Raw genomic sequence first — 24,047 nt, 5'->3', positions numbered from 1 at the left:
TTTATTATTTATTTTCATCTAAGAATAAGACCATATGCTCTTCGTCCCAATATTGTCCGTTATATTTTAATGAACGTTCTTGTACACCGAATGTTTTAAAACCTAATGATTCATAAAGTTTTTTCGCTCCATCGTTTCCAACAACAACATCAAGCATAACTTGTTCTACTTCTAAAGATTTAGCAAGCTCAAGACATTCTTTAATAAGTGCTTTTCCTGCTCCAAGTCCGCGTGCTTTTGGAGATACATATACAGAACCGATTTTAGCTTTATGTTCTTGTTTTACATATGGTTTCGTTTCCAGTGTTGCAACCCCGATTAATTTTCCATCTTTAAATGCACCTAGCGTATAGTTTTCATCTTGTGCTAATTTTTGTGCTTTATATTCAATCGCACACTCTTTATTAATAATATCTTCATAAGAAGAGCTGAATGCTTCAGGGTTTTGCTTTAATCCTTCTACGCGAAGTTCTAAGTAAATTTCTGCTTCGTCTTTTGTTAATACATGGATATCCAATTATATCACCCTCCAAATCTTTGCAAATGTACCTTTATTTTATATTGAAATAAGAATAATTTCAAAAGCTTAGCTTATATGAACTGTTTTTATGAACAAAATAACACCAGTAGTGTTTACTACTACTGGTGTTTTCACACGCATATTATTCAAAAGGTAGCTCGATTATAAAGTTTGTTCCCGCTCCTAATTGGCTTGTTACTAGAATAGAACCGTTATGCAATTCTACAATTTCCTTTGCAACAGCTAGCCCGATACCTTTTCCGCCTGTAGCTCGTGTTCTAGATTTATCGACACGATAAAAACGGTCAAATATATGCGGGATATCTTCTTCAGGAATACCTTCACCTTCATCTTGTACACTTATTGTAAAAGAATCTGTTTTTGTAAGTACACGTATCGTAATGGCTGTGTTTTCTGGCGAATGTTGATAAGCGTTGTGTAATAAATTTAACATAACTTGTTCCATACGTCTTTCGTCTATACAAACTTCTAAAACATCTTTGCAATATACATGAAGTTGCATTTGCTTATTTGTTAATGTTGTTTTTGTTTTTTCTACCATTCGTTCTAAAAATGGCTGAAGAAGCACTTTTTGTTTTTTTATAACAAATTGGTGTTGTTCTAATTGTACAAGCATAAATAAATCTTGGACGAGATCGGTTACACTATCCGTTTCATCCTCAATGATTTGTAAGTATTCTTCTCGCTCCTCTTTTGTTAAAGAGTCTCTCTTTGCTACCTTCGCATAACCTTTCATATAGGTCAATGGAGTTAATAGTTCATGAGCGACACTAGCGAGAAATTCATTGCGCTCTTTTTTCATATACGTAAGTTCACTCGATAAATCTTCAATTGTTTTTGCTAAACTTCCGAGTTCATCATTTCGTTTAATACCTAATTGAATTGGCTTGTTTAATTTTGACATTTTTTCTGTCGCTCTCTTCATTTTTACAAGTGGTTCTGTAATAACGCGTGAAAAAACAAAGACAGAAATTGTTGTTAAAATAATTGTTAAAACGCTAATGATAAGAAATTGGTTCATGAGTTTAAGCAACATATTTTCTAGGAAAGATGTTTTTAATAACATATATAGCTTTCCTTGAAACTTTGTTGTGTTAAGTGGGCTTACTGTTGTGATGAACTTTGATTTTTTCCAGTTCCTTTCAACGACTAAGCCGCCGTCAGGGACAGTTTCTGTTTTACAAGTAAGTTGTTTTTGCATATCTTTTGTTACGGGTTCTGAGGTGGAAATAATTTTGCCGTTATGGTCAGTAATAATGATAGCTATATCGGAGTTAGAAATTGATTCCGATTCAACTAAGTGTGCAGCCTCATTCGTAATATCGAACTCAGGGTACACAGGACGTTTAGGATTTTTATTATGTTCAGCGTGTTTCATTTCTTTATAATATTCATCCCGTCTCTCGCGGCTTTTAATTTTTTTACTATAGCGATTACCTTTCTCTAAAAGAGCATCTGTTTCCTCTACAATACGCATTTTTGAAAGGCTTTTATAAAAAGATACGAAAGCAATTGTTTCAATACATAAAGCTAATATTAAAAAGTATGTCCCAATTTTAAGGGAAAGTTTACTCATTTTTTCACCATACCTTATTCATAATAAAGAGTCAGTGGTATACGATTTCCCACTGACCGAAGTAATTATTCACTTTTCCATTTATATCCGACTTTATAGACCGTTTCTAGGTAATCTTCAATCGGAAATCCTTTTTTGCGTAGTTTATCACGGATATTACGAATGTGTGAGTCAATTGTTCTATATTCGATATCTGTTTCATAGCCCCAAATTTTTTCGATTAAATCATCTCGGCTATAAGCACGGTTTGTATTTTGCAAAAATAGCCCGAGTAACGAAAATTCGATAGGAGTTAGCGAGATTTTTTCATCATAAACTGTGACAGTATGTTTCGTTTTATCCCACTCAATACCATTGAAACTAACAAAGCCATCTTTTTTTGTACGGCGTAATATAGCCTCGATTCGTGCGACTAATACATGCTCATCAAATGGTTTTGTAATATAATCATCTGCGCCCATCGTGAGGCCTTTCACCATATCGTAGTTTTGGTTGCGAGCTGTTAACATAATGATAGGAACGTTGGAAATTTGACGAATTTGATAGCAAGTATCCCATCCATCCATATTTGGCATCATAACATCTAATAAAATAATATCGAATTCTTTTTGTTCGATTAATTTTAGTGCTTCAAGGCCAGAGGTAGCTTTCATACAAAAATAGCCGCGAGGGCTTAAGAACAGATCTAATAATCGTAACATACGTTCTTCATCGTCTACTAATAAAATTTTTACCATAATCTTGTGCACCCCAAACTGTTCATTCTACTTGTATAGTTTACATGAAAATAATAAAAAACTCTTTTTATGTGATTGAATGGAGGGCTGATTTTTTCGCTCAGAGTAATTGACATAAAAAATGCACTAGTTTTGCACAACTATTTTTTATAATAGAAAACGTAGCGACACAAAATACCCTATGTTGCGACATAACGTCATGTCATTTTATTTATAAAATGACAATTCCATTCTATTGTGTATGTGAGATAGAGAGGGTTTTCGTATTCACCTCGCATCGGATAAGAAAAATTTCCTATCTCACACTTTTTTTAAAAGGAGATCATACACATGAATTCAAAAGAAGAAATTTCAAAAAAAGAAAAGCAAGATCGTAATACGGTTGTCATGTGCGTTGCCGTATCTATGGTTATTATTATAAGTTGCGTAAATAAAATTTTGGGGATTTTATAATATAAAAAAAGCTGATTGCTTCTTAAGAAGCAATCAGCTTTTTTCGTTGTTAGGGGGAGTATTTCTATATAATAAACCAAGGTAAAATTGCTAATCCAGAAGTTATAATTGCTGTAGTAAATATTAAAAGCATAGCTCGTTTGTTTTGTTTCATGTCACATTCTCCTTTACATATCAAGTACATGCGATCAGTGTGAGATGTGGTTCCCCACTGAGTAAAGTGTCACTTTATATTTTTAGTATAATGAATGGTAAGGATTGGTACGATCGATAAAGGTGACATGAAGATTACATTGTTGTAATGAAAAAAGCATCTTTCTTAATAAAAAGATGCTTTTGGAAAACTATATTGAAGTATTAATCATTTAAGAACAGAACCATATGTTCCTCGTCCCAATATTGACCGTTATGTTTTAATGAACGCTCTTGTACGCCGTAAGTTTGGAAACCTAATGATTCATATAATTTTTTGGCACCGGCGTTACCAACTACAACATCGAGCATAAGTTGTTCTACATGTAATTTATCGGCATTTTCAATAATTGCTTTAATAAGAGCTCGTCCTGCTCCAAGGCCACGCGCTTTTGGGGAAACGAAAACGGAACCGATTTTTGCTTTATGTTCTTGTTTAATAAAAGGCTTTGTTTCTAAAGTAGCAATGCCGATTAAATCATCATCTTTGAAGACCCCTAGAGTATACTTATCCGGATTGCTTAATCGTTTTGCCATAGCAGCTACAGGATCCTCATGTTTCAAAACATCTTCATAGGAAGAGCTAAAAGCTTCCGGGTTCTTCGTTAAACCTTCCATACAAACTTTTAAATATATTTCTGCGTCCTCTGTCGTTAATAAGCGAATTTCCATAGTTGTAACCTCCTTGGTCGATTTCAAATAAAATAAATCCATTACTTTTATAAGATTGTGTATGTGTTTTGTTAGCAGTCTCTTTTAATTTGTAAAAGAATGAAAAGATATATGCTACAATGCTTTGTTTTTTAATATGTAATGAAATTATATATTAACTTTATTAACTATTCAAGTCTTTAATATATTACATTTTCATAACTAAAATAACTCCTCAATTGAGGAGCTATTTTAGTTATTCGATTGATAACCATCAATTCGATGTGGATGTGTGTAAATATTACAAGATTCATTTCTAATAAATCCTACGACTGTAATGCCTAAATCGTGAGCAAGTTGCAATGCTAGTTTTGTTGGGGCAGATTTAGATAGAACAATTTCACATCCGATTTTTGAAACTTTGAGTAAAATTTCGGATGAAATACGTCCGCTAAATGCGATAATTTTTCCTTTAACAGATATATCATTGCGTAAACAATGACCGTATATTTTGTCTAATGCATTATGTCTTCCGATATCCATTCTTGATAGAAGGATATTATTTCGATCACATAGCGCGGTATTGTGAACACCACCAGTTTGGCGAAAGGTAGTGGAAGATTGTTGTAAAGTATTCATTAAGTAAAAACATTCTTCAGGAGTAATTTTTACATGTATATCATGTAAGTCTTTTGCTTTTGCCGCATCGTTTACGAAAATAAAACCTTGTCTACCTTTTCCGCAGCAAGAAGTGATGTATCGTTTATTATATAAAGTTTGATAGAGCAGATTCACTTTTGATGATTTTACATGGACAATTCCGTTATCTTTTTGAACCCATAGTTCTTCAACATCGTTATAGGAAGAAATAATCCCCTCAGAAATTAAAAAACCAATTACCATATCTTCAATATAATTTGGTGTGCATACGACTGTTACATATTCTTCACCATTCAATTTAATAGTAATAGGAGATTCTGTAACAATCTCGTCAAGTTGTTTTGAAAATGTACCAGATTGATAACGTACAATTGTATAAGTCTCTTGCGTAGGCCCCATATTTAATTCCCCTTTTATATGTATTTCTCTCCCACATTTATCATAAAACAATGGGAAAATAAAAACACCTATTAACAAGAAGATCACAGATTATTTTGGTTATTATTGTATATGTACGATATAATAGAACTGTAGAATAGTGATATTTTCAAGCTTTCGTAGTTATACCTTATAACATCTAGAATCGACTTCATAAGAAAGTATTTGGGTAGAGCGTTTCAAAAATATGTACAGTAATGCGGTTTTGAAAACGGATTCATAATTGTGTTGTACAGTTGGTTGTAAGGAGAGGGGAAACTATGGCAGAACAGACAGTCCGTGTAACCGTCGATGGTAAAGAATTTTCTGCATCAGGTGAAAAGACGATACTACAATTATTTAACGAGAGTAATTTGGAACATCCTCAAATTTGTCATGTACCAGAAGTAGATCCAATTCAAACTTGTGATACGTGTATTGTAGAAGTAAATGGAAAGTTATTGCGTGCTTGTTCAACGAAATTAGAGAACGGTATGCATATCGAAAGACAGTCCCAGCGTGCAAAAGAGGCACAGACTGAGGCAATGGATCGAATATTAGAGAATCACCTACTGTATTGTACCGTTTGTGATAACAATAATGGTAACTGTAAAGTCCATAATACAGTACATATGATGGGAATTGAGGAACAGAAATATCCGTATGAGCCAAAAGTAAGTGCGTGTGAAGTGGATATGTCACATCCATTTTATCGATATGATCCAAATCAATGTATTGCTTGTGGGCAGTGTGTAGAAGTATGTCAAAACTTACAAGTGAATGAAACTATATCGATTGATTGGAGCTTAGACCGTCCACGTGTTATATGGGACAATGGTGTAAGTATAAATGACTCATCTTGTGTAAGTTGCGGGCAATGTGTAACAGTATGTCCATGTAATGCGTTGATGGAGAAATCAATGTTAGGTGAAGCTGGATTCATGACTGGATTGAAACCAGATGTGTTAGATCCGATGATCGATTTTGTAAAGGATGTAGAGCCTGGATATAGTAGTATTTTAGCAGTTTCAGAAGTAGAGGCTGCGATGCGTAAGACGAAAGTGAATAGAACAAAAACAGTTTGTACATTTTGTGGTGTAGGTTGTTCATTTGAAGTATGGACGAAAGACCGCCACATTTTGAAAGTACAGCCTGTTTCAGATGCGCCGGTTAACGGTATTTCCACATGCGTAAAAGGCAAATTTGGATGGGATTTTGTAAACAGTGAAGATCGAATTACAAAGCCATTAATTCGCCAAGGAGATATGTTTGTTGAAGCTTCATGGGAAGAGGCTCTTGAAGTTGTTGCATCCAATATGCAGCATATTAAATCAGAATATGGAAGTGATGCATTTGGGTTTATTTCTTCTTCGAAAGTAACGAATGAAGAAAATTATCTTATGCAAAAACTAGCCCGTCAAATATATGGAACGAATAATGTAGACAACTGTTCCCGTTATTGTCAATCTCCAGCAACAGACGGTTTATTTAAAACTGTCGGTATGGGCGGGGACGCTGGAACAGTGAAAGATATTGCGGAAGCTGGCCTTGTCATTATCGTTGGAGCAAATCCAACAGAAGGACATCCTGTACTTGCAACGCGTGTAAAACGTGCTCATAAATTACATGACCAAAAATTAATTGTGGCGGACCTTCGTAAACATGAAATGGCAGAGCGTGCGGATTTATTCATTCATCCGCGCCAAGGAACTGATTATGTATGGCTCGCTGGTATTACGAAATATATTATTGATCAAGATTGGCACGATAAAAAGTTCATAGCTGAAAATGTGAAGAATTTTGATGAATATAGCAAAATGGTAGAAAAGTATACGCTTGATTATACAGAAGAAATTACGGGGATTTCGAAAGAAAATCTGAAAGAAATGGCTCGTATGGTATATGAAGCAGATGGTACTTGTGTACTTTGGGGAATGGGTGTAACGCAAAATACTGGAGGAAGTACAACTTCAGCAGCAATTTCAAATCTATTGCTTGTTACGGGTAATTATCGTCGTCCTGGTGCAGGAGCATATCCATTACGCGGACATAATAACGTACAAGGCGCTTGTGATATGGCAACATTACCAAACTGGCTTCCAGGTTACCAAGCAGTTTCAGATGATGCGCTCCGTGCGAAATTTGAAAAAGCATACGGTACTACAATTCCGAAAGCACCAGGCTTAAATAATATTGCAATGTTACTTGCGGCAGATGAAGGAAAACTGCGTGGTATGTATGTTATGGGTGAAGAAATGGCTTTAGTAGATTCGAATGCCAACCATGTACAACATATTTTAGCGAATTTAGATTTCCTTGTTGTTCAAGATATGTTCTTATCGAAAACAGCTCGTTTTGCTGATGTTATTTTACCGGCAGCACCAAGCTTAGAAAAAGAGGGAACATTTACGAATACAGAGCGCCGTATTCAAAGATTATATGAAGTATTGAAGCCGCTTGGTGATTCAAAGCCAGACTGGTGGATTTTACAAAAAGTAGCTCGTGCACTTGGCGGGGACTGGAATTATGAAAATCCAAGTGAAATCATGGATGAAATTGCATCGCTTGCACCTTTATATTCTCAGGCAACATACGATCGTTTAGAAGGATGGAATAGTTTATGTTGGGGTAGCCATGATGGCAGCGATACACCACTATTATATGTGGACGGATTTAACTTCCCAGATAAACTAGCTCGTCTATCATTAGATGAATGGGTACCACCAGTTGTAGCGCCAGATGAGTATGATTTACTTTTAAATAATGGTCGTATGTTAGAACATTTCCATGAAGGGAATATGACGAATAAATCGGCTGGTATTTTATCTAAAGTATCTGAAGTGTTCGTTGAAATCTCGCCTGAACTTGCCCTAGAGCGCAATGTGAAAGATGGTGGTCTTGTAGAATTAGCATCACCATTTGGGAAAATTAAAGTACAGGCACTTGTTACAGATCGTGTAACGGGGAAAGAGCTATATTTACCGATGCATGCAACGGTAAATGAAGAGGCAATCAATATTTTAACTGGAACGGCGACAGATCTTTATACGTGTACACCAGCGTACAAACAAACGATGGTAAAGATGCGTGTACTACGTGAAAAAGGGAATCGTCCGTTACCATCTTCAAACCCGAGAGATAAAAAGCGTAATCCGCAAAACGGTGTTGAAATCCAGCAAAAATGGCAAAGAAAACAATACGTATCACTTGTGGACTAGGGGGCGGAGAGAGTGGCGAAAGAAATTACTGTAATTAAAAAGAAAGTTGTAACAGAGGAAGAACAGAAACAGCAAGTAGCAGATGAACTTCTAAATGAGCTATCTAATAATCGTGAAGCAGTAGAAGAAACGATGCAGCTTTTAGCACAGTTGCAGAAGGCTGGTATATTAGATGCGGCAATTAGTTTGCTTGCTGCGAAGGAAGATGTTTCAAAAATCGCTGTGGAGCAATTAAATCGTGAACCCGTTAAAAATGCGTTAAATAATATGATGGGGGCAGGAGAAGCGTTATCTTCAGTTGACCCAGAAATAACGAAGCAAATTACGTCAAGTTTAGTTACAGGATTGCAATTTGCAACAGATGAATTAAATAGTGGCAAAAAAACAAAAGTGATGGATTTCTTTAAAGTATTAAAAGATCCAGATATCAATAGAGCTATTACATTCGGTTTTAGCTTCTTGAAAGCATTTGGACAAGGGCTAGAGAAAAAATAGAATAAATGAAAAAGTGATGGGAAGTAGCCATCACTTTTTTCATTATATGTATAAGAGTGTTCATGTTAAGCGGAATATATTATTATTAAAAAGATGGATTAGAACTGGAAATATGGAATCCATCTCAAATACCGTTTTAGAATTTGGAGGAATATATGCAACACCGTAAAAAACTATCTATACCAGGAGTAATGAGACATTCCTTTCAAACAGTTAAATTTGCTTTTTGGAATGTATTAACTTTTCAACTTGCTTATAAATTATTAGCAGCGATTGTGTTTGTTCCGCTATTTGGAATTATTTTTAATAAGTTATTGTATTTTGGTGGTTATGCAAATGCGACAAATGATGAATTATTAGCGTTTTTAAAGACGCCTTATGGCATCTTAGCAATCGTAATTTTATCATTGTTAGCACTGTTTCTTATCTTTACGGAATTTGCGGTGCTTATTATTATTTCGTATTTCGCTCATAAAAGACAGAAGGTGAAATTACGTCCGATTTTATATAAAACGGTAACGTATTTACCTACTCTTTTCACATATTGCTTACCAGGATTTATTTTATATGCTGTCGTATTGTTGCCTCTTTTAAATATGGGATATGAAACGGCATTAATCCCGCAAATTCAAATTCCTAACTTTATTACAGGAGAACTGTTTAAGACAACGATGGGGCAAGTTGGTTATTACACGTTCTTTGCTGTAGTCGCGTATTTGAATCTTCGATGGATTTTCGTTCTACCTATTGTTGTTTTAGAGCAAAAATCATTTCGCGTGGCAGCACGTAAAAGTGCAAATTTAGTAAAGGAAAGCTTTTTTAAAGTACTACTCTTTTTAGTAGGATTTTTTATTTCAATTGGAATTGTATATGTCGTATTTTTGGGAATATATTTATTGTGCCTATGGGGTGTTTATGAATTTACAAACCCGAAAGGAACATTTGCATTATTAGCTGAATCAACGATTTCTGTATTTTTAACGAGCACATTGTATTTATTCAGCTTTATCGTGACGCCATTTTATATTATGGCGATTACGCGATTATACTTACAAAAGGTACCGGTTGAAGATGTTTTATTAGAAGAAGGATTAGATTATTCGAAAACGAAAGCAGATAAATGTTTCTTCCAAAAACATCGTTGGAAATTCATTGGCGTATACATTGTAGGGATTATTACTGCGGGAATGGTCGTTGCCTTCATTGTAACGTTTATTTCAAATTCGTATAAAGAACCGATTATTATGGCGCACCGCGGGTATATATCAAAAGGCGTAGAAAATACGAAAGAAGCTGTGCAAGGTGCTATTGATGCAAAAGCAGACTACGCTGAAATAGATGTATTACAAACGAAAGACGGTGAACTAGCGGTTATACATGATTTGAAGCTGAAACGTCTCGCAAATGCAAATGTGCATGTGTCAGATTTAACGATGGTTGAGTTAAGGCAGCTTACCCTTAGTCAAGATGGACTTTCAGGACAAATAAGTACACTTGATGAAATCATTAAGCTAGCAAATGGCAAAATCAAACTTAATATAGAAGTGAAGCTTCATGGGGGCGAAAAAGACTTTGTAAACAAAGTCTTAAAAACGATTAAAGATAATGAATTTGAGAAGCAATGTGTAATTCAAACGTTACACTATCCGCTTATTAAAGAGTTTAAGCGTGCAAATCCAGATATAAAAGTAGGGTATATATTGTATGCAAGTAGAGCTAACTTAAAGAATGTGAAGGCTGACTTTTACGTAGCAGAAGAATATATGTTAAATAAGAAATTAGTAAAAGAAGCAAGGAAGTTAAACAAACCAATTTACGTATGGACAGTAAATGATATGGAAAATTTAAAGGCATATTATAAGTTAAACGTAGATGGTATCATAACTGATTACCCTGAAGATGCACGTGAAACAATTAAGATGTTAAAAGAGCAAGAAGCGGAAGAAAGTGATCTGTTTGATAAAATTACTGAAACGACAGATGATTTGTTTTTAAAATTATTTATAAGTTACCCAGCTGCTAGCTAAATGCTAGCAGCTATTTTTTTGTGAAAAGAATATATCTCTAAAGTATTAAGTAAAGTAATAACTGTATATGTATACGTTATCGCTTAGTTTTTTACATTGTTACATTATTGTCAAATAATAAATGATTACTGTTTATTTTGAAGAAGTATAATAAAAATTGAGTGAAAGATAATGGAATGTCACGAAACCCCTAATAGAATCAATGTTTTATATATTTACACTATTCTAAATATATAAACTTTAGAAAAATGATATGTTAGCGTTTTCATAACTTTTAAGTTATGCTAGAATAAGGACATAAGTTATTAATTATTACAAAAAGAAAAAAGAATCTCTTTTTTCTGTTAATTATAAGGGGGCATTTCATTATGCGTATTGGGGTACCAGCAGAAATTAAAAACAACGAAAACCGTGTGGCAATGACACCAGCAGGTGTTGTACATTTAATTCGTAACAATCACGAAGTATTCATTCAAAAGGGTGCAGGTTTAGGATCTGGTTTCACAGACGCTCAGTATGTTGAAGCGGGAGCAAAAATTGTTGATACAGCTGAAGAAGCTTGGAACATGGAAATGGTTATGAAAGTTAAAGAACCAATTGAAAGCGAATACAAACACTTCAGTGAAGGCTTAATCTTATTCACATACTTACACTTAGCTCCAGAGCCAGAATTAACAAAAGCGTTAATTGAGAAGAAAGTTGTTGCGATTGCATATGAAACAGTACAATTAGAAAACCGTTCTCTACCATTACTTGCACCTATGAGTGAAGTAGCTGGTCGTATGGCTGCACAAATTGGTGCGCAATTCCTTGAGAAAAACAAAGGCGGTAAAGGTATCTTACTTGCAGGTGTTCCAGGAGTTAAACGTGGTAAAGTAACAATCATCGGTGGTGGACAAGCTGGTACAAATGCTGCTAAAATTGCAGTTGGACTAGGTGCGGATGTAACAATCATCGACTTAAGCGCAGAACGTCTTCGTCAATTAGATGACATTTTCGGAAACCAAGTAAAAACTTTAATGTCTAATCCTTACAATATTGCAGAAGCTGTAAAAGAGTCTGATCTTGTAATCGGTGCAGTATTAATCCCAGGTGCAAAAGCTCCAAAACTTGTAACAGAAGAAATGATTAAATCAATGGAACCAGGTTCTGTTGTTGTAGATATCGCGATTGACCAAGGTGGTATTTTCGAAACAACTGACCGTATTACAACTCATGATAACCCAACTTACGAAAAACACGGCGTTGTTCATTATGCAGTTGCAAACATGCCAGGTGCGGTTCCACGTACATCAACTCTTGCATTAACAAACGTAACAGTACCATATGCAGTACAAATTGCTAACAAAGGCTACAAAGAAGCTTGCCTAGGCAACTCTGCATTACTAAAAGGTATTAACACATTAGATGGCTATGTAACATTTGAAGCAGTTGCAGAAGCTCACGGTGTAGAGTACAAAGGTGCTAAAGAATTATTAGAAGCAGAAACAGTATCTTGCTAATAGAAGCATTATACAAAACAAAATCGAACAATATATAATACAACATGATAAGAGCTAAGAGATAATACCTCTTAGCTCTTCTTAGTAAAAGGGGGCATACATCGTGGCCAACCTATTTAAAAAGAAATCCGTTACGCAATTGTTAGGGGAAAGTAAAAGTAAAACTTTGACGAAAACGCTAGGGGCATTTGACCTAACAATGCTAGGGATTGGTGCGATAATTGGTACAGGAGTTCTAGTATTAACTGGATTAGTAGCAGCAAGAGATGCTGGTCCAGCAGTTATTTTTTCATTTATGATTGCAGCAATTGTTTGTGGATTTGCAGCATTATGTTATGCAGAAGTTGCATCTACACTTCCTGTTTCAGGTAGTGTGTACACATATTCGTATGCAACAATTGGTGAGTTTGTTGCTCATTTAATGGGATGGACATTGTTATCCGTATATGTCGTAACGACTGCCGCAGTAGCTGGCGGATGGACGGGTTATTTCAATAATTTAGTGAGTGGACTGGGACTTGAAATTCCGAAAGCGTTGCTAACAATTCCAGCGCAAGGTGGTATGGTAAACTTACCAGCAGTTATCGTTACGTTAGTGATAACTTGGTTATTATCACGAGGTACGAAAGAAAGTAAGCGTGTGAATAACATAATGGTATTAATTAAAATTGGTATTGTTGTTTTATTCATTGCAGTTGGTGTATTCTACGTGAAACCAGAAAACTGGATACCATTTGCACCTTACGGTTTAAGTGGAGTGTTCGCAGGGGGAGCAGCAGTATTCTTTGCTTTCTTAGGATTTGATGCATTAGCAACTTCTGCTGAAGAAGTAAAAAATCCGCAACGTGATCTACCAATTGGTATTATTGCTTCGTTAGTTATTTGTACAATCATTTATGTTGTAGTTTGTCTCGTTATGACGGGTATGGTTTCTTATAAAGAGCTAGATGTACCGGAAGCGATGGCATATGTGTTAGAGGTTGTAGGACAAGATAAAGTGGCTGGTGTAATTGCTATTGGAGCTGTAATCGGTATTATGGCTGTAATTTTCGCTTACATTTATGCGACAACACGTGTATTCTTCGCAATGAGTCGTGACGGTTTATTACCAAAATCTTTTGCGAAAATTAACAAGAAGACTGAAGCGCCAACATTTTCAGTTTGGTTAACAGGAATTGGTAGTGCTTTAATTGCTGGATTTATCGATTTAAAAGAATTGTCGAATTTAGCGAATATTGGAGCGTTATTAACATTCGCCATGGTTGGTGTAACTGTTATCATTCTTCGTAAAACGCATCCGAAATTACAACGTGGATTTATGGTACCACTTGTACCGATCTTACCGATTATTTCAATTGCATGTTGTCTATTCTTAATGGTAAATTTACCGTTAACAACATGGATATACTTTGGTATTTGGTTAGCGATTGGAGTAGTTGTATACTTTGTTTATTCGAAAAAGCATAGTCATTTAAAAGACGATGGAAGTTCGCAGGATAATTTAGATCAAGCTAATTAAAGGGATATAAACACAGTAAGCCTTGTGCGTCTAGGGAGCGCGCAAGGCTTTTTCTTTTGTTGAAATAAAGGGAACATATATTACTTTGTTGAATTTTTATGTCGGAATATGAAAAAAGGGTGTGCGAATTGTACATCCTTTTTTGTATGAGAATATAGAGGATGCGGAAAATATGTATATGCCTTACTAAAATGTGAACGGAATGTTCATAAAAAAAATTCAGATTTCATTGACACATATGAGTAGGCGCTCATATAATAAGAGTATAAGATATATGAATGATTGTTCATATGTTCAATTAAAGAGGTGAGCTATTATGGCTGGAAATAAAGTAGAAACACCACAAGAGACATGTTCTCAAACGATAATTCATGAAGAAGTTGTAGAGCAAGTAAAACAAACAATTCCAACTGATGAAAGTTTAAGTAAAGTAGCAGAACTATTTAAAGTATTAGGTGACCGTACACGTACGAGAATATTACATGCGCTATTTGAAGCTGAAATGTGCGTTTGTGATTTAGCTTATTTATTAGGAATGACACAATCATCTATTTCGCATCAGCTTCGTGTGTTAAAGCAAGCGAAACTTGTGAAGAATCGTAAAGAAGGAAAGGTTGTTTATTATTCGTTAGCTGACCAGCACGTAATTCATATCTTCGAGCAAGCGTTTGAACACGTAAACGAAGAAGAATAAAAAGAACGCGAGGAGGGAGAACGATGGCTGAAGCGTTAGTGAAAAAGAAACTGATGTTAGAAGGTTTAGATTGTGCGAATTGTGCAATGAAAATTGAAAAAGGTGTTGGGAATATAGAAGGAGTAAATTCTTGCTCTGTAAACTTCGCAACAAAGACAATGATCTTAGAAACAGCACAAAATAAAGAAAACGAAGTTGTTACGGAAGCAAAACAATTCGTTACAAAATTAGAACCGCATATTAAAGTGCAAGAAGAGCAAAAAAATAAAATTGCTAAAGAAGTATTTATATTAGAAGGTTTAGATTGCGCGAACTGTGCAATGAAAATTGAAAATAAAGTGAAGGAAATGCCAGCTGTCTCAGAAGCAACTGTTGATTTCGTATCGAAGAAACTACGAGTAGAAGTTGCGAATAAAAGAGAACTAGAAGCAACTGTAGCAAATATAACAAATGTCGTTCAAAAGTTAGAGCCAGATGTGAAAGTTGTTCGTGAAGAGAAGAACGGTCATGACCACGGACATAGTCACGATCATGGTGAAGCAAACGTGAAAAAGATGGTAGGGAGATTAGTGGTCGGCGGAATTTTGACAGCAATTGCTGCATTAGCGAGCTTACCACAAATGGTAACAATTCCGTTATTCGTCCTTGCTTATTTATTAATAGGTGGAGATATCGTTTGGAGAGCGGTAAGAAACATGACTCGCGGCCAAGTATTTGATGAAAACTTCTTAATGGCAATTGCAACTGTAGGAGCCTTTGCAATTCAGCAATATTCAGAAGCCGTAGCAGTAATGCTATTTTATCAAGTAGGAGAACTATTCCAAAGCATTGCGGTAAACCGCTCTCGAAAATCAATTACTTCATTAATGGATATTCGTCCTGATTATGCGAATGTAAAGATTGGGAATGAAACGAAACAAGTATCACCAGAAGATGTACAAATTGGCGATTATATTATCGTTAAGCCAGGTGAGAAAGTACCATTAGACGGAAAAGTAATTGAAGGAACATCAATGGTAGATACTTCAGCATTAACTGGTGAATCTGTACCACGTGAAGTTGAAGTTGGAAATGATGTATTAAGTGGCTTTGTGAACCAAAACGGTGTATTAACAATTGAAGTTACAAAAGAGTTTGGTGAATCAACTGTATCGAAAATTTTAGATTTAGTTCAAAATGCAAGCAGTAAAAAAGCACCAACAGAAAACTTTATTACGAAGTTTGCGCGTTACTACACTCCAGTTGTAGTTATTACAGCGGCGATCATGGCGTTTATTCCACCGCTTATTTTAGAAGGGGCTACATTCTCTGAGTGGATTTATAGAGCTTTAGTGTTCTTAGTAATCTCTTGTCCATGTGCGTTAGTTGTATCCATTCCTCTTGGATTCTTTGGAGGTATCGGTGGTGCATCTAAAAGTGGTGTGTTAGTAAAAGGTAGTAACTATTTAGAAGCTTTAAATGATGTAAAATATATTGTTTTTGACAAAACAGGAACATTAACAAAAGGTGTTTTCAAAGTTACAAAAATGGAACCGAGCGAAGGTACTACAAGCGAAGAGTTATTAGAGTATGCGGCATTTGCTGAAGTGTATTCTAACCATCCAATTGCCCAATCTATTCGAAAGGCATATGGAAAATCAATTGATGAAAAAATAATCGATGATTATAACGAAATTTCTGGTCACGGTACAGTCGTAAAAGTACAAGGAAAAGAAATTTTTGCAGGTAATGCAAAATTAATGAGAAAAGAAAATATTGAATTTAAACAACCAGAAACAGTAGGTACATTAGTTCACGTTGCTGTAGATGGAAAATATGCAGGTTATATTGTTATTTCTGATGAGGTAAAAGAGGATTCGAAACAAGCGATTCAAAAGTTAAAAGAACTAGGTATTAAAAAGACAGTAATGTTAACTGGTGATGCAAAAACAGTTGGTGAAGCTGTCGGTAAAGAATTAGGCTTAGATGAAGTTCATGCGGAATTACTACCGCAACAAAAAGTAGAAGAGATTGAAAAAATTGATGCAGCGAAGCATGGAAAAGAAAAAATTGCCTTCGTTGGTGACGGTATTAACGATACACCAGTATTAGCCCGTGCAGACGTTGGTATTGCGATGGGTGGTTTAGGATCAGATGCAGCAATTGAAGCGGCAGACATCGTTATTATGACTGATGAGCCTTCAAAAATTGCGACAGCTGTAAAAATTGCAAAACGCACAAGAAGTATAGTGTGGCAAAATATCATCTTTGCTTTAGGTGTAAAAGGGATCGTTCTATTACTTGGTGCCTTTGGTATTGCAACAATGTGGGAAGCTGTTTTCTCAGATGTTGGTGTGACACTACTTGCAGTGTTAAATGCAATGCGTGTATTACGAGTGAAAGGTTTATAAAAAAGAGGACGCAACCTGCGTCCTCTTTTTTATTGGTTATTTTGTTGAAATTGATTTAATAAAATAATATCAAATATTATTTTACTTTTAAATAATATAATATTAAAATTTACAAATAAAAAACATTCGTCGTATTATTTTAATATATTTTTTACAAATATCCATATAGTATTGAAAAAACAGAGAAGGAGAAACTTCTCTGTTTACTTTTGTATGTTTTTTTCAACTTGTTCTCGAACAGTTTGAATGTAATTCATTTTATGATCCCAACATTCTTGGCTTAAATCGACAGGATACTCTTCGGGATTTAAAGTTCGCATGTATTCTTCCCAAAATAGAGCGAGACTCTGTTCATTATATTGTTGAATATCTAATATACTTGGTAGTTCATATGTTCTTTCACCGTTAACGAAAATGTCTTTATGGAGTTCACGGGCTTCAAAGTTTGTTACAAATTTACTTATATATGTGTGAACTGGATGGAACATTTTTAAGCGCTCTTCTTTTCCAGGTTCTTCAGAATCTAACGCAATATAATCGCCTTCTGCATGATCGTTAACCCGATTGATAATACGATAAATTCGTTTCAGTCCTGGAGTGGTAATTTTTTCAGGATTAGATGAAATTTTAATCGTATCATTTAATTTTCCGTCAGTATCTTCAATTGCAACTAGTTTGTAAACAGCCCCTAATGCAGGTTGCTCAAAGGACGTAATTAATTTCGTCCCAACACCCCATACGTCAATTTTTGCCCCTTGAGATTTAAGGTGCATAATTGTGTATTCATCTAAATCGCTAGAAGCGATAATTTTTGTATTTGTAAACCCTGATTCATCTAGTAGTTTTCGTGCCTTTTTCGATAAATAAGCCATATCACCACTATCAAGACGTATACCATAGAAATCAATACGATCCCCAAATTCTTTTGCAACACGAATTGCATTTGGAACACCAGATTTCAATGTGTCATATGTATCAACGAGAAAGACGCACTTCTTATGAGTTTCAGCGTATTTCTTAAACGCAACGTATTCATCGCGATATGCTTGAACGAAAGAGTGAGCGTGTGTGCCAGCTACAGGGATCCCGAAGCGTTTCCCAGCACGAACGTTGCTTGTAGAGGAGAAACCACCAATAAAGGCAGCGCGTGTCCCCCAAAGGGCGGCATCGAACTCATGGGCACGTCTTGTGCCGAACTCTAAAAGCTCATCATTACTTGCAGCATGTTTCATACGAGCAGCTTTTGTTGCAATTAATGTTTGGTAATTCACAATATTTAAGAGGGCGGTTTCAATAATTTGTGCTTCACCCAGTGGTGCATCAACACGTAATAAAGGCTCGTTATTAAATACAACTTCACCTTCTTGCATACTGCGAATCGTCCCAGTGAATTTCATATTTTGTAAATAATGAAGGAATTCTTCTTCAAATTTTAATTCTGCTAAATAAGCGATATCGCTTTCAGTAAAACTGAAATTTTCTATGTACTCTACAATTTTCTCAAGGCCAGCAAAAACAGCGTAGCCGTTCTCAAATGGAAGCTTTCGAAAATATAAATCAAAAACAGAACGGCGATTATGAATACCATCTTTCCAATATGTATAAGCCATGTTGATTTGATATAGGTCTGTATGTAAGGCATAACTATCGTCTTTATAATGAGTCATCGCGAGAACACCTCCATAATTTGGTTATAGTATACCAATTTTTCACCATTCGTAGCAAAGAAGAGATATTGAAGTGAAGTCAAGAGAGAAAAAAATGAAATTATGCATATTTTTTAGAAAATTTATATTTATCAATTTATATTTCTCCAGATTTTATGTATTATTAGAGTAATGGGGTAATGAGAATGGAGGAGGACAATGCAACAAACATTAGAAAAAATAGGCAAACAAGTCTTTTACAAACGGCTTCAGCAAAAAATGACACAAGAAGAATTATGTCAGGGCATTTGTTCTGTCTCATACTTAAGTAAGATTGAAAATGGAAAGATCGAAGCATCAGAAGAAATTCTACAATTGCTCTGCACAAGACTAGAAATTGCCGTGACGGATTTGAGAGATGTAGAAGAAGATGTGAAGGGGAAGCTGGATGAATGGTTAAATGCACTAGTTCATTTAGACAAGCAACAAGTAGAACGTATATATGAAGAGTTGCAAGGTGAAATGAAGCATGTGTTGGATTTTGAAATTATAAATTATTATAAACTGCTGTATACACGTTATTTAATTATGAAAAGGGATTTTCCTGCTGTCGAAAAAGAGTTAGAGAGCTTAAAGAAGATGTACAAAAAGTATTCACCATTCCAAAAATTATTATATACGTATAGCAAAGGGTTATATTATTTTTTACAACATAGATATAAGAAGGCATTGGAGTATTTGACTCGAACAGAAGTAATGGCAAAGGAACAAGGTTATCATGAGAATGGAATATATTTCAATTTGGCTCTTGTTTATAATGAATTAGAAGTTGAACATATGACTTTACATTTTGCTAATGTAGCAATGGAAGGATTTAAGAATGAATATAAATTCCGTTATGTGATAAATTGCCAGTTACTTATTGCGTTGAGTTATATACAAAAAAAACAATATAATGAAGCACTATCTATTTATAATAATATTTTGAGGGAAGCAAATTCTTTTGCTGATAAAGAAAGTATAACAGCTATTGCTTTAAATAATTTAGGCTTCTTGTACTATAACTTAAAAGATTATTCAAAAGCAAAAGATTATTATTTACAATGCCTAAAGTACAAAAAGGAAGAGGATTTAAATTATATTGATGCAGTGTATGAGATCGCTTTGCAGTGTATTGAATTAAAAGAATTTGAAGAAGCGAAAGATTGGATTAATAAAGGAATAGATGTTGCCAAGAGGGATGAAAAGTATAAAAGTATGCTATATATACTTTCAATGCTTAAGAATAAATACTTTGAAACGAAAGATGTTTATAAAAGATTTTTAGAAGTTGAGGCAATCCCATTTTTTAGAGGCGAAGAAAATAAAAAGGAATTAAAAATGGTGTATTTAGAACTAGCAGGATATCACGAGGAATTACTAGAATTTAAGGAAAGTAATAACTACTATAAATTAGCAATTAATTTATTAGAAGAAAAGGGAGGAAAATAATATGAAAAAAATAATTATTGGTGCTTTGGCTTTGGTAGCTGTATTAGTGGTATTGGAACCGCAATATGCTTGGACATCGGATATTTATGGTCAAGGAGAAAAAGTAGTAGAATTAATAAATTCTTAACAGAAACCCCTTTCCAATCGGAAAGGGGTTTTTCAATATTTGTTCCTCAAAATTCTACAAAACTTGAGAAAATAATTATTTGAATTTTTAGTATATTAATAGTGGAAACATAATGCTAATATGAAACTACTCTTTTTCAAAAAAATTTTTTATTAGGGGGAAGGTTCATGAAAAAGAAAAGTTTAGCGTTAGTGTTAGCGACAGGAATGGCAGTTACAACGTTTGGAGGGACAGGCTCTGCATTTGCGGATTCTAAAAATGTACTCTCTACGAAGAAGTACAATGAGACAGTACAGTCACCTGAGTTTATTTCTGGTGATCTAACTGGAGCGACTGGTAAGAAAGCAGAATCTGTTGTGTTTGATTACTTAAACGCAGCAAAAGGTGATTACAAGCTAGGGGAAAAGAGTGCGCAAGATTCTTTCAAAGTGAAACAAGTGAAGAAAGATGCTGTAACTGATTCAACAGTAGTACGTATGCAACAAGTTTACGAAGGAGTACCTGTATGGGGTTCTACTCAAGTAGCTCACGTAAGTAAAGACGGTTCTTTAAAAGTATTGTCTGGAACAGTTGCACCTGATTTAGACAAAAAGGAAAAGTTAAAAAATAAAAATAAGATTGAAGGCGCAAAAGCAATTGAAATCGCGCAGCAAGATTTAGGGGTAACACCGAAATATGAGGTAGAACCAAAAGCGGACTTATATGTATATCAAAATGGTGAAGAAACAACATATGCATATGTTGTAAATCTAAATTTCTTAGATCCAAGTCCAGGAAACTACTACTATTTCATTGAAGCAGACAGCGGTAAAGTATTAAATAAATATAATAAATTGGATCATGTAGCAAATGAAGATAAATCACCAATTAAGCAAGAGGCTCCTAAACAGGATGCGAAAGCAGTAGTAAAACCTGTAACAGGAACAAATAAAGTAGGAACTGGTAAAGGTGTATTAGGAGATACGAAATCACTCAATACAACATTATCTGGCTCATCTTACTACTTACAAGATAATACGCGCGGAGCAACGATTTTCACATATGATGCGAAAAATCGTACTACATTGCCAGGAACTTTATGGGTAGATGCAGATAATGTTTTCAATGCAGCGTATGATGCAGCGGCAGTAGATGCTCATTACTATGCAGGTAAAACATATGATTATTATAAAGCTACATTTAATAGAAACTCTATTAATGATGCAGGGGCACCGTTAAAATCAACAGTTCATTACGGAAGTAAGTATAATAATGCATTCTGGAACGGCTCACAAATGGTATACGGAGATGGAGATGGTGTAACATTCACTTCATTATCTGGTGGAATTGACGTAATTGGTCACGAATTAACGCATGCTGTTACGGAAAATAGCTCGGACTTAATTTATCAAAATGAATCAGGAGCGTTAAATGAAGCGATTTCTGATATCTTTGGTACTTTAGTAGAATTCTATGATAACCGTAACCCAGATTGGGAGATTGGTGAAGATATTTACACGCCTGGTAAAGCGGGAGATGCGCTTCGCTCTATGAGTGATCCAGCGAAATATGGTGACCCAGACCATTATTCTAAGCGTTACACTGGTACTAGTGATAACGGTGGGGTTCATACAAACAGTGGTATCATTAATAAACAAGCTTATTTATTAGCAAATGGTGGTACGCATTCGGGTGTAACTGTAACGGGCATTGGTAAAGATAAGTTAGGTGCAATTTATTACCGTGCAAACACACAATATTTCACGCAATCTACTACATTTAGCCAAGCTCGTGCTGGTGCAGTACAAGCTGCAGCTGATTTATATGGTGCGACTTCTGCGGAAGTAGCGGCAGTTAAGCAATCGTTTAGTGCTGTTGGTATTAACTAAGGATTTAAAGGATAGCTATTAATAAAATACCTCAAAAATAAAGAAGGAGCATAGGCTCCTTCTTTATTTTTTTCTCCATTTTTTCCACAAATAATATAATCCGATACAACCTGCGATTGTCACAATCCACTTCGCTTCATTTGTTCCGTTCATGACTTGGTATGCCGAATATACTTCAATCAATAATGCCGGTATTTTACCTATTGTACTGGCAATACTGAAGGAGAGTAATGACATTTTCCCTAGAGCTGCAAATAAAGTCACGATACTTGATGGGATGAAAGGTATCAATCGAAACGATAGAACGAGTAGAAAGGCCTCTCTACCTTGTACATAAAGAAGACGCTCTACCTTTGGGTACTTATTTACTTTATCGTGAGTGAACTTTTGAAGGCCTATGCGGTAAATATAAAACGAGATAATAGCCCCTAAGGCCTCACCTGCGATTGAAATGATTGTGCCATTTGTTACACCGAAGAGCTGTATATTAATGGCGGTTAAAAAGATGCTAGGAATAACGCCTAAAAGACTAATGATGATGTTAATTAAGATACTAAGTGGAATTGCGATTGAATAGTATTCTGTTAAGAAATTTTGAATCGTTTCAGCCATTGTTTAAAATCCTTTATCTTTTTTTGCATTACACCATATTTCGTTTGTATAGGCAAGGGTAAATTTACATAATGTAGAAAAACGTTGATAAGAAGGGGTCTTTATACCTTATGTGGGTATTAGGTATATAAAAACAGGGGTATTTTAAAATGTTTTGAAAAACACTATAAAAACCTTTGTATGAAAGAGTTTTATAGTTATATTATCATTGTTTTTATATGGGAAATAATCATAAAATATAGGGGGTATATATTATAAAAGTCGAAAAATAGAGGATTGATGAAATTGCGCGGGTAAATATGGAAAAATAGATAAAAAAATGAAAACTGATAGATTTTTTCGTTGTGAAATTGACTTTTAGTGAAGTTGCGATAATAATCATGAAAGAGGTGATATGATGAAACGAATAAGTAGTCTTTTCTTGAGTGGTTTATTGGCACTAATGCTGATCTTAAGTGGATGTGCAGGAAAAGAACAAAAAACAGAGAAACAAACAGGGAATCAATCGACATCAGTAGAAAAAATTAGTGATAATATTTTAGATGAAATGGAAGGGCCACCTAAAAATGGTCATACGATTGAAAGACATGTAGGCAAATCAGAAGAAGATTTGAAGAATCGCTTGAAGACAGATAAAGTATCAGCAGCAAGTACATACTATGACAAGGAAACAGCAACGAAAGCTGTAAAAGATAGTTTGAAGCAGCATGATAAGGAAATTCAAGACTGGTTAAAAAATTCTAAAGAGGCTCGTCTCGTATTAAATACAACACATTCATTCCCGGTTGGAAAAACGGTAATAAAGAAAAATATGAGTGTAAAAGACAAGTTGGTAAAAACTGTTACTGTTTTAGCAAGAGATAAGTCAGGAGAATTAGGGTTTAAGATTATTACTTCTTATCCATCTGATAAATAAGAAGGGGGAGTACATTATGTATACGACATTACAATACTTTCTTAAATCGTACTGTACGTTAAGTATTCATGAGGATGAAATAGTAAGCGTGATGGAAGAGTTTATTGAACAAGAAGACGAAGAAATCGTTTTGAAATTACGTGATGAATTAATAAATATGAAGAAAAAGAACGTGTGGGAAGAGGCGTGTGTATTAGCTGCGAAGGAAGGGAATCGTATGTGGTCTTTAGAAGAAACGAAAGACCATCTTGAAACTTTTTTACTATTACTGCAAAAGAAAAAGGCGTGATTAAATCACGCCTTTTTCTTTATGCT

The 24,047-nt window shown here is 34.9% G+C and carries 20 protein-coding genes; 13 read left to right on the top strand and 7 right to left on the bottom strand.

Features of this window, described 5'->3' with window-relative positions:
* Nucleotides 1-4: 4 nt before the first annotated feature.
* The 3 genes from BUA87_RS23840 to BUA87_RS23830 form a co-directional block, all read right to left on the bottom strand.
* Nucleotides 5-517 (bottom strand): GNAT family N-acetyltransferase, encoded by a 513-nt coding sequence (locus tag BUA87_RS23840; RefSeq protein WP_000351212.1) that lies wholly within the window; start codon nt 515-517, stop codon nt 5-7.
* A 145-nt stretch (nt 518-662) separates the two neighbouring features.
* On the bottom strand, nt 663-2,117 hold the full coding sequence (locus BUA87_RS23835; protein WP_000041025.1) for a HAMP domain-containing sensor histidine kinase: 1,455 nt from the start codon (nt 2,115-2,117) through the stop codon (nt 663-665).
* Nucleotides 2,118-2,182: 65 nt separating this feature from the next.
* The gene (locus tag BUA87_RS23830) at nt 2,183-2,854 is read right to left on the bottom strand and encodes a response regulator transcription factor (RefSeq protein ID WP_000238956.1); all 672 of its coding nucleotides are present in this window, start codon (nt 2,852-2,854) and stop codon (nt 2,183-2,185) included.
* 330 nt (nt 2,855-3,184) lie between these two features.
* Here BUA87_RS23830 and BUA87_RS31975 point away from each other — a divergent pair, with 330 nt between their 5' ends.
* Complete coding sequence (locus BUA87_RS31975; RefSeq protein WP_001085006.1) at nt 3,185-3,307, top strand: hypothetical protein; 123 nt, start codon at nt 3,185-3,187, stop codon at nt 3,305-3,307.
* A 357-nt stretch (nt 3,308-3,664) separates the two neighbouring features.
* Here the strand turns inward: BUA87_RS31975 and BUA87_RS23825 are convergent, their stop codons facing one another.
* Both BUA87_RS23825 and fdhD read right to left on the bottom strand, forming a co-directional pair.
* Nucleotides 3,665-4,171 carry a GNAT family N-acetyltransferase gene (locus tag BUA87_RS23825; protein ID WP_000405868.1) on the bottom strand — a complete coding sequence of 169 codons (507 nt, stop codon included), beginning with the start codon at nt 4,169-4,171 and terminating at the stop codon, nt 3,665-3,667.
* Between the two features lie 231 nt (nt 4,172-4,402).
* Entirely contained in the window at nt 4,403-5,209 is an 807-nt protein-coding gene (fdhD, locus tag BUA87_RS23820; RefSeq protein ID WP_000529236.1) for a formate dehydrogenase accessory sulfurtransferase FdhD, read from the bottom strand.
* A gap of 299 nt (nt 5,210-5,508) precedes the next feature.
* On the opposite strand from fdhD, the gene fdhF reads away from it, so the two are divergent.
* The 7 genes from fdhF to BUA87_RS23785 all read left to right on the top strand — a co-directional run bounded on the left by fdhF (nt 5,509) and on the right by BUA87_RS23785 (nt 17,072).
* On the top strand, nt 5,509-8,445 hold the full coding sequence (fdhF, locus tag BUA87_RS23815; protein WP_000840668.1) for a formate dehydrogenase subunit alpha: 2,937 nt from the start codon (nt 5,509-5,511) through the stop codon (nt 8,443-8,445).
* Nucleotides 8,446-8,457: 12 nt separating this feature from the next.
* The gene (locus tag BUA87_RS23810) at nt 8,458-8,940 is read left to right on the top strand and encodes a helical membrane plugin domain-containing protein (RefSeq protein WP_001040540.1); all 483 of its coding nucleotides are present in this window, start codon (nt 8,458-8,460) and stop codon (nt 8,938-8,940) included.
* Nucleotides 8,941-9,095: 155 nt separating this feature from the next.
* Nucleotides 9,096-10,967, top strand: a complete 1,872-nt coding sequence (locus tag BUA87_RS23805; RefSeq protein WP_001164721.1) for a glycerophosphodiester phosphodiesterase — start codon at nt 9,096-9,098, stop codon at nt 10,965-10,967.
* 368 nt (nt 10,968-11,335) lie between these two features.
* On the top strand, nt 11,336-12,469 hold the full coding sequence (ald, locus tag BUA87_RS23800; protein ID WP_001219741.1) for an alanine dehydrogenase: 1,134 nt from the start codon (nt 11,336-11,338) through the stop codon (nt 12,467-12,469).
* Between the two features lie 103 nt (nt 12,470-12,572).
* Complete coding sequence (locus BUA87_RS23795; protein ID WP_001284896.1) at nt 12,573-13,988, top strand: amino acid permease; 1,416 nt, start codon at nt 12,573-12,575, stop codon at nt 13,986-13,988.
* Between the two features lie 316 nt (nt 13,989-14,304).
* Entirely contained in the window at nt 14,305-14,682 is a 378-nt protein-coding gene (locus BUA87_RS23790) for an ArsR/SmtB family transcription factor (RefSeq protein WP_000918378.1), read from the top strand.
* Between the two features lie 23 nt (nt 14,683-14,705).
* Nucleotides 14,706-17,072: a heavy metal translocating P-type ATPase gene (locus BUA87_RS23785; RefSeq protein WP_072941012.1), complete on the top strand. Its 2,367-nt coding sequence runs from the start codon at nt 14,706-14,708 to the stop codon at nt 17,070-17,072.
* 203 nt (nt 17,073-17,275) lie between these two features.
* On the opposite strand, the gene BUA87_RS23780 is transcribed toward BUA87_RS23785, so the two are convergent.
* Complete coding sequence (locus tag BUA87_RS23780; RefSeq protein ID WP_000150177.1) at nt 17,276-18,739, bottom strand: nicotinate phosphoribosyltransferase; 1,464 nt, start codon at nt 18,737-18,739, stop codon at nt 17,276-17,278.
* A gap of 198 nt (nt 18,740-18,937) precedes the next feature.
* Between BUA87_RS23780 and BUA87_RS23775 the strand changes: the two genes are divergently transcribed.
* From BUA87_RS23775 to BUA87_RS23770, 3 genes are all read left to right on the top strand, one after another.
* Nucleotides 18,938-20,209 carry a helix-turn-helix domain-containing protein gene (locus BUA87_RS23775; protein WP_053565271.1) on the top strand — a complete coding sequence of 424 codons (1,272 nt, stop codon included), beginning with the start codon at nt 18,938-18,940 and terminating at the stop codon, nt 20,207-20,209.
* A gap of 1 nt (nt 20,210) precedes the next feature.
* The gene (locus tag BUA87_RS31055) at nt 20,211-20,336 is read left to right on the top strand and encodes an NprX family peptide pheromone (protein ID WP_000720172.1); all 126 of its coding nucleotides are present in this window, start codon (nt 20,211-20,213) and stop codon (nt 20,334-20,336) included.
* A gap of 167 nt (nt 20,337-20,503) precedes the next feature.
* On the top strand, nt 20,504-22,204 hold the full coding sequence (locus BUA87_RS23770) for a M4 family metallopeptidase (RefSeq protein WP_000730376.1): 1,701 nt from the start codon (nt 20,504-20,506) through the stop codon (nt 22,202-22,204).
* Between the two features lie 63 nt (nt 22,205-22,267).
* On the opposite strand, the gene BUA87_RS23765 is transcribed toward BUA87_RS23770, so the two are convergent.
* Nucleotides 22,268-22,816, bottom strand: coding sequence for a TVP38/TMEM64 family protein (locus tag BUA87_RS23765; protein WP_000852231.1), 549 nt, complete (start codon nt 22,814-22,816; stop codon nt 22,268-22,270).
* 397 nt (nt 22,817-23,213) lie between these two features.
* Between BUA87_RS23765 and BUA87_RS23760 the strand changes: the two genes are divergently transcribed.
* Entirely contained in the window at nt 23,214-23,732 is a 519-nt protein-coding gene (locus tag BUA87_RS23760) for an RNase A-like domain-containing lipoprotein (RefSeq protein WP_000822706.1), read from the top strand.
* Nucleotides 23,733-23,748: 16 nt separating this feature from the next.
* Nucleotides 23,749-24,021: a hypothetical protein gene (locus BUA87_RS23755; protein ID WP_000288806.1), complete on the top strand. Its 273-nt coding sequence runs from the start codon at nt 23,749-23,751 to the stop codon at nt 24,019-24,021.
* The last annotated feature ends 26 nt before the right edge of the window (nt 24,022-24,047 follow it).

The organism is Bacillus sp. bc15 (genome assembly GCF_900142585.1).
Classification (GTDB): domain Bacteria; phylum Bacillota; class Bacilli; order Bacillales; family Bacillaceae_G; genus Bacillus_A; species Bacillus_A cereus.
The sequence above is the reverse complement of the archived record's forward strand: the minus strand, read 5'-3'. Positions and strand labels throughout refer to the sequence as shown.

Excerpts from the sequence above, each read along its gene's own strand:
- BUA87_RS31055 (WP_000720172.1), top strand. The coding sequence starts at position 20,211 with ATGAAAAAAATAATTATTGGTGCTTTGGCTTTGGTAGCTGTATTAGTG.
- BUA87_RS23835 (WP_000041025.1), bottom strand. The coding sequence starts at position 2,117 with ATGAGTAAACTTTCCCTTAAAATTGGGACATACTTTTTAATATTAGCT.
- BUA87_RS23770 (WP_000730376.1), top strand. The coding sequence starts at position 20,504 with ATGAAAAAGAAAAGTTTAGCGTTAGTGTTAGCGACAGGAATGGCAGTT.
- fdhD (WP_000529236.1), bottom strand. The coding sequence starts at position 5,209 with ATGGGGCCTACGCAAGAGACTTATACAATTGTACGTTATCAATCTGGT.
- fdhF (WP_000840668.1), top strand. The coding sequence starts at position 5,509 with ATGGCAGAACAGACAGTCCGTGTAACCGTCGATGGTAAAGAATTTTCT.
- BUA87_RS23830 (WP_000238956.1), bottom strand. The coding sequence starts at position 2,854 with ATGGTAAAAATTTTATTAGTAGACGATGAAGAACGTATGTTACGATTA.
- BUA87_RS23765 (WP_000852231.1), bottom strand. The coding sequence starts at position 22,816 with ATGGCTGAAACGATTCAAAATTTCTTAACAGAATACTATTCAATCGCA.
- BUA87_RS23805 (WP_001164721.1), top strand. The coding sequence starts at position 9,096 with ATGCAACACCGTAAAAAACTATCTATACCAGGAGTAATGAGACATTCC.
- BUA87_RS31975 (WP_001085006.1), top strand. The coding sequence starts at position 3,185 with ATGAATTCAAAAGAAGAAATTTCAAAAAAAGAAAAGCAAGATCGTAAT.
- BUA87_RS23775 (WP_053565271.1), top strand. The coding sequence starts at position 18,938 with ATGCAACAAACATTAGAAAAAATAGGCAAACAAGTCTTTTACAAACGG.
- BUA87_RS23755 (WP_000288806.1), top strand. The coding sequence starts at position 23,749 with ATGTATACGACATTACAATACTTTCTTAAATCGTACTGTACGTTAAGT.
- BUA87_RS23785 (WP_072941012.1), top strand. The coding sequence starts at position 14,706 with ATGGCTGAAGCGTTAGTGAAAAAGAAACTGATGTTAGAAGGTTTAGAT.
- BUA87_RS23760 (WP_000822706.1), top strand. The coding sequence starts at position 23,214 with ATGAAACGAATAAGTAGTCTTTTCTTGAGTGGTTTATTGGCACTAATG.
- ald (WP_001219741.1), top strand. The coding sequence starts at position 11,336 with ATGCGTATTGGGGTACCAGCAGAAATTAAAAACAACGAAAACCGTGTG.
- BUA87_RS23790 (WP_000918378.1), top strand. The coding sequence starts at position 14,305 with ATGGCTGGAAATAAAGTAGAAACACCACAAGAGACATGTTCTCAAACG.
- BUA87_RS23825 (WP_000405868.1), bottom strand. The coding sequence starts at position 4,171 with ATGGAAATTCGCTTATTAACGACAGAGGACGCAGAAATATATTTAAAA.
- BUA87_RS23780 (WP_000150177.1), bottom strand. The coding sequence starts at position 18,739 with ATGACTCATTATAAAGACGATAGTTATGCCTTACATACAGACCTATAT.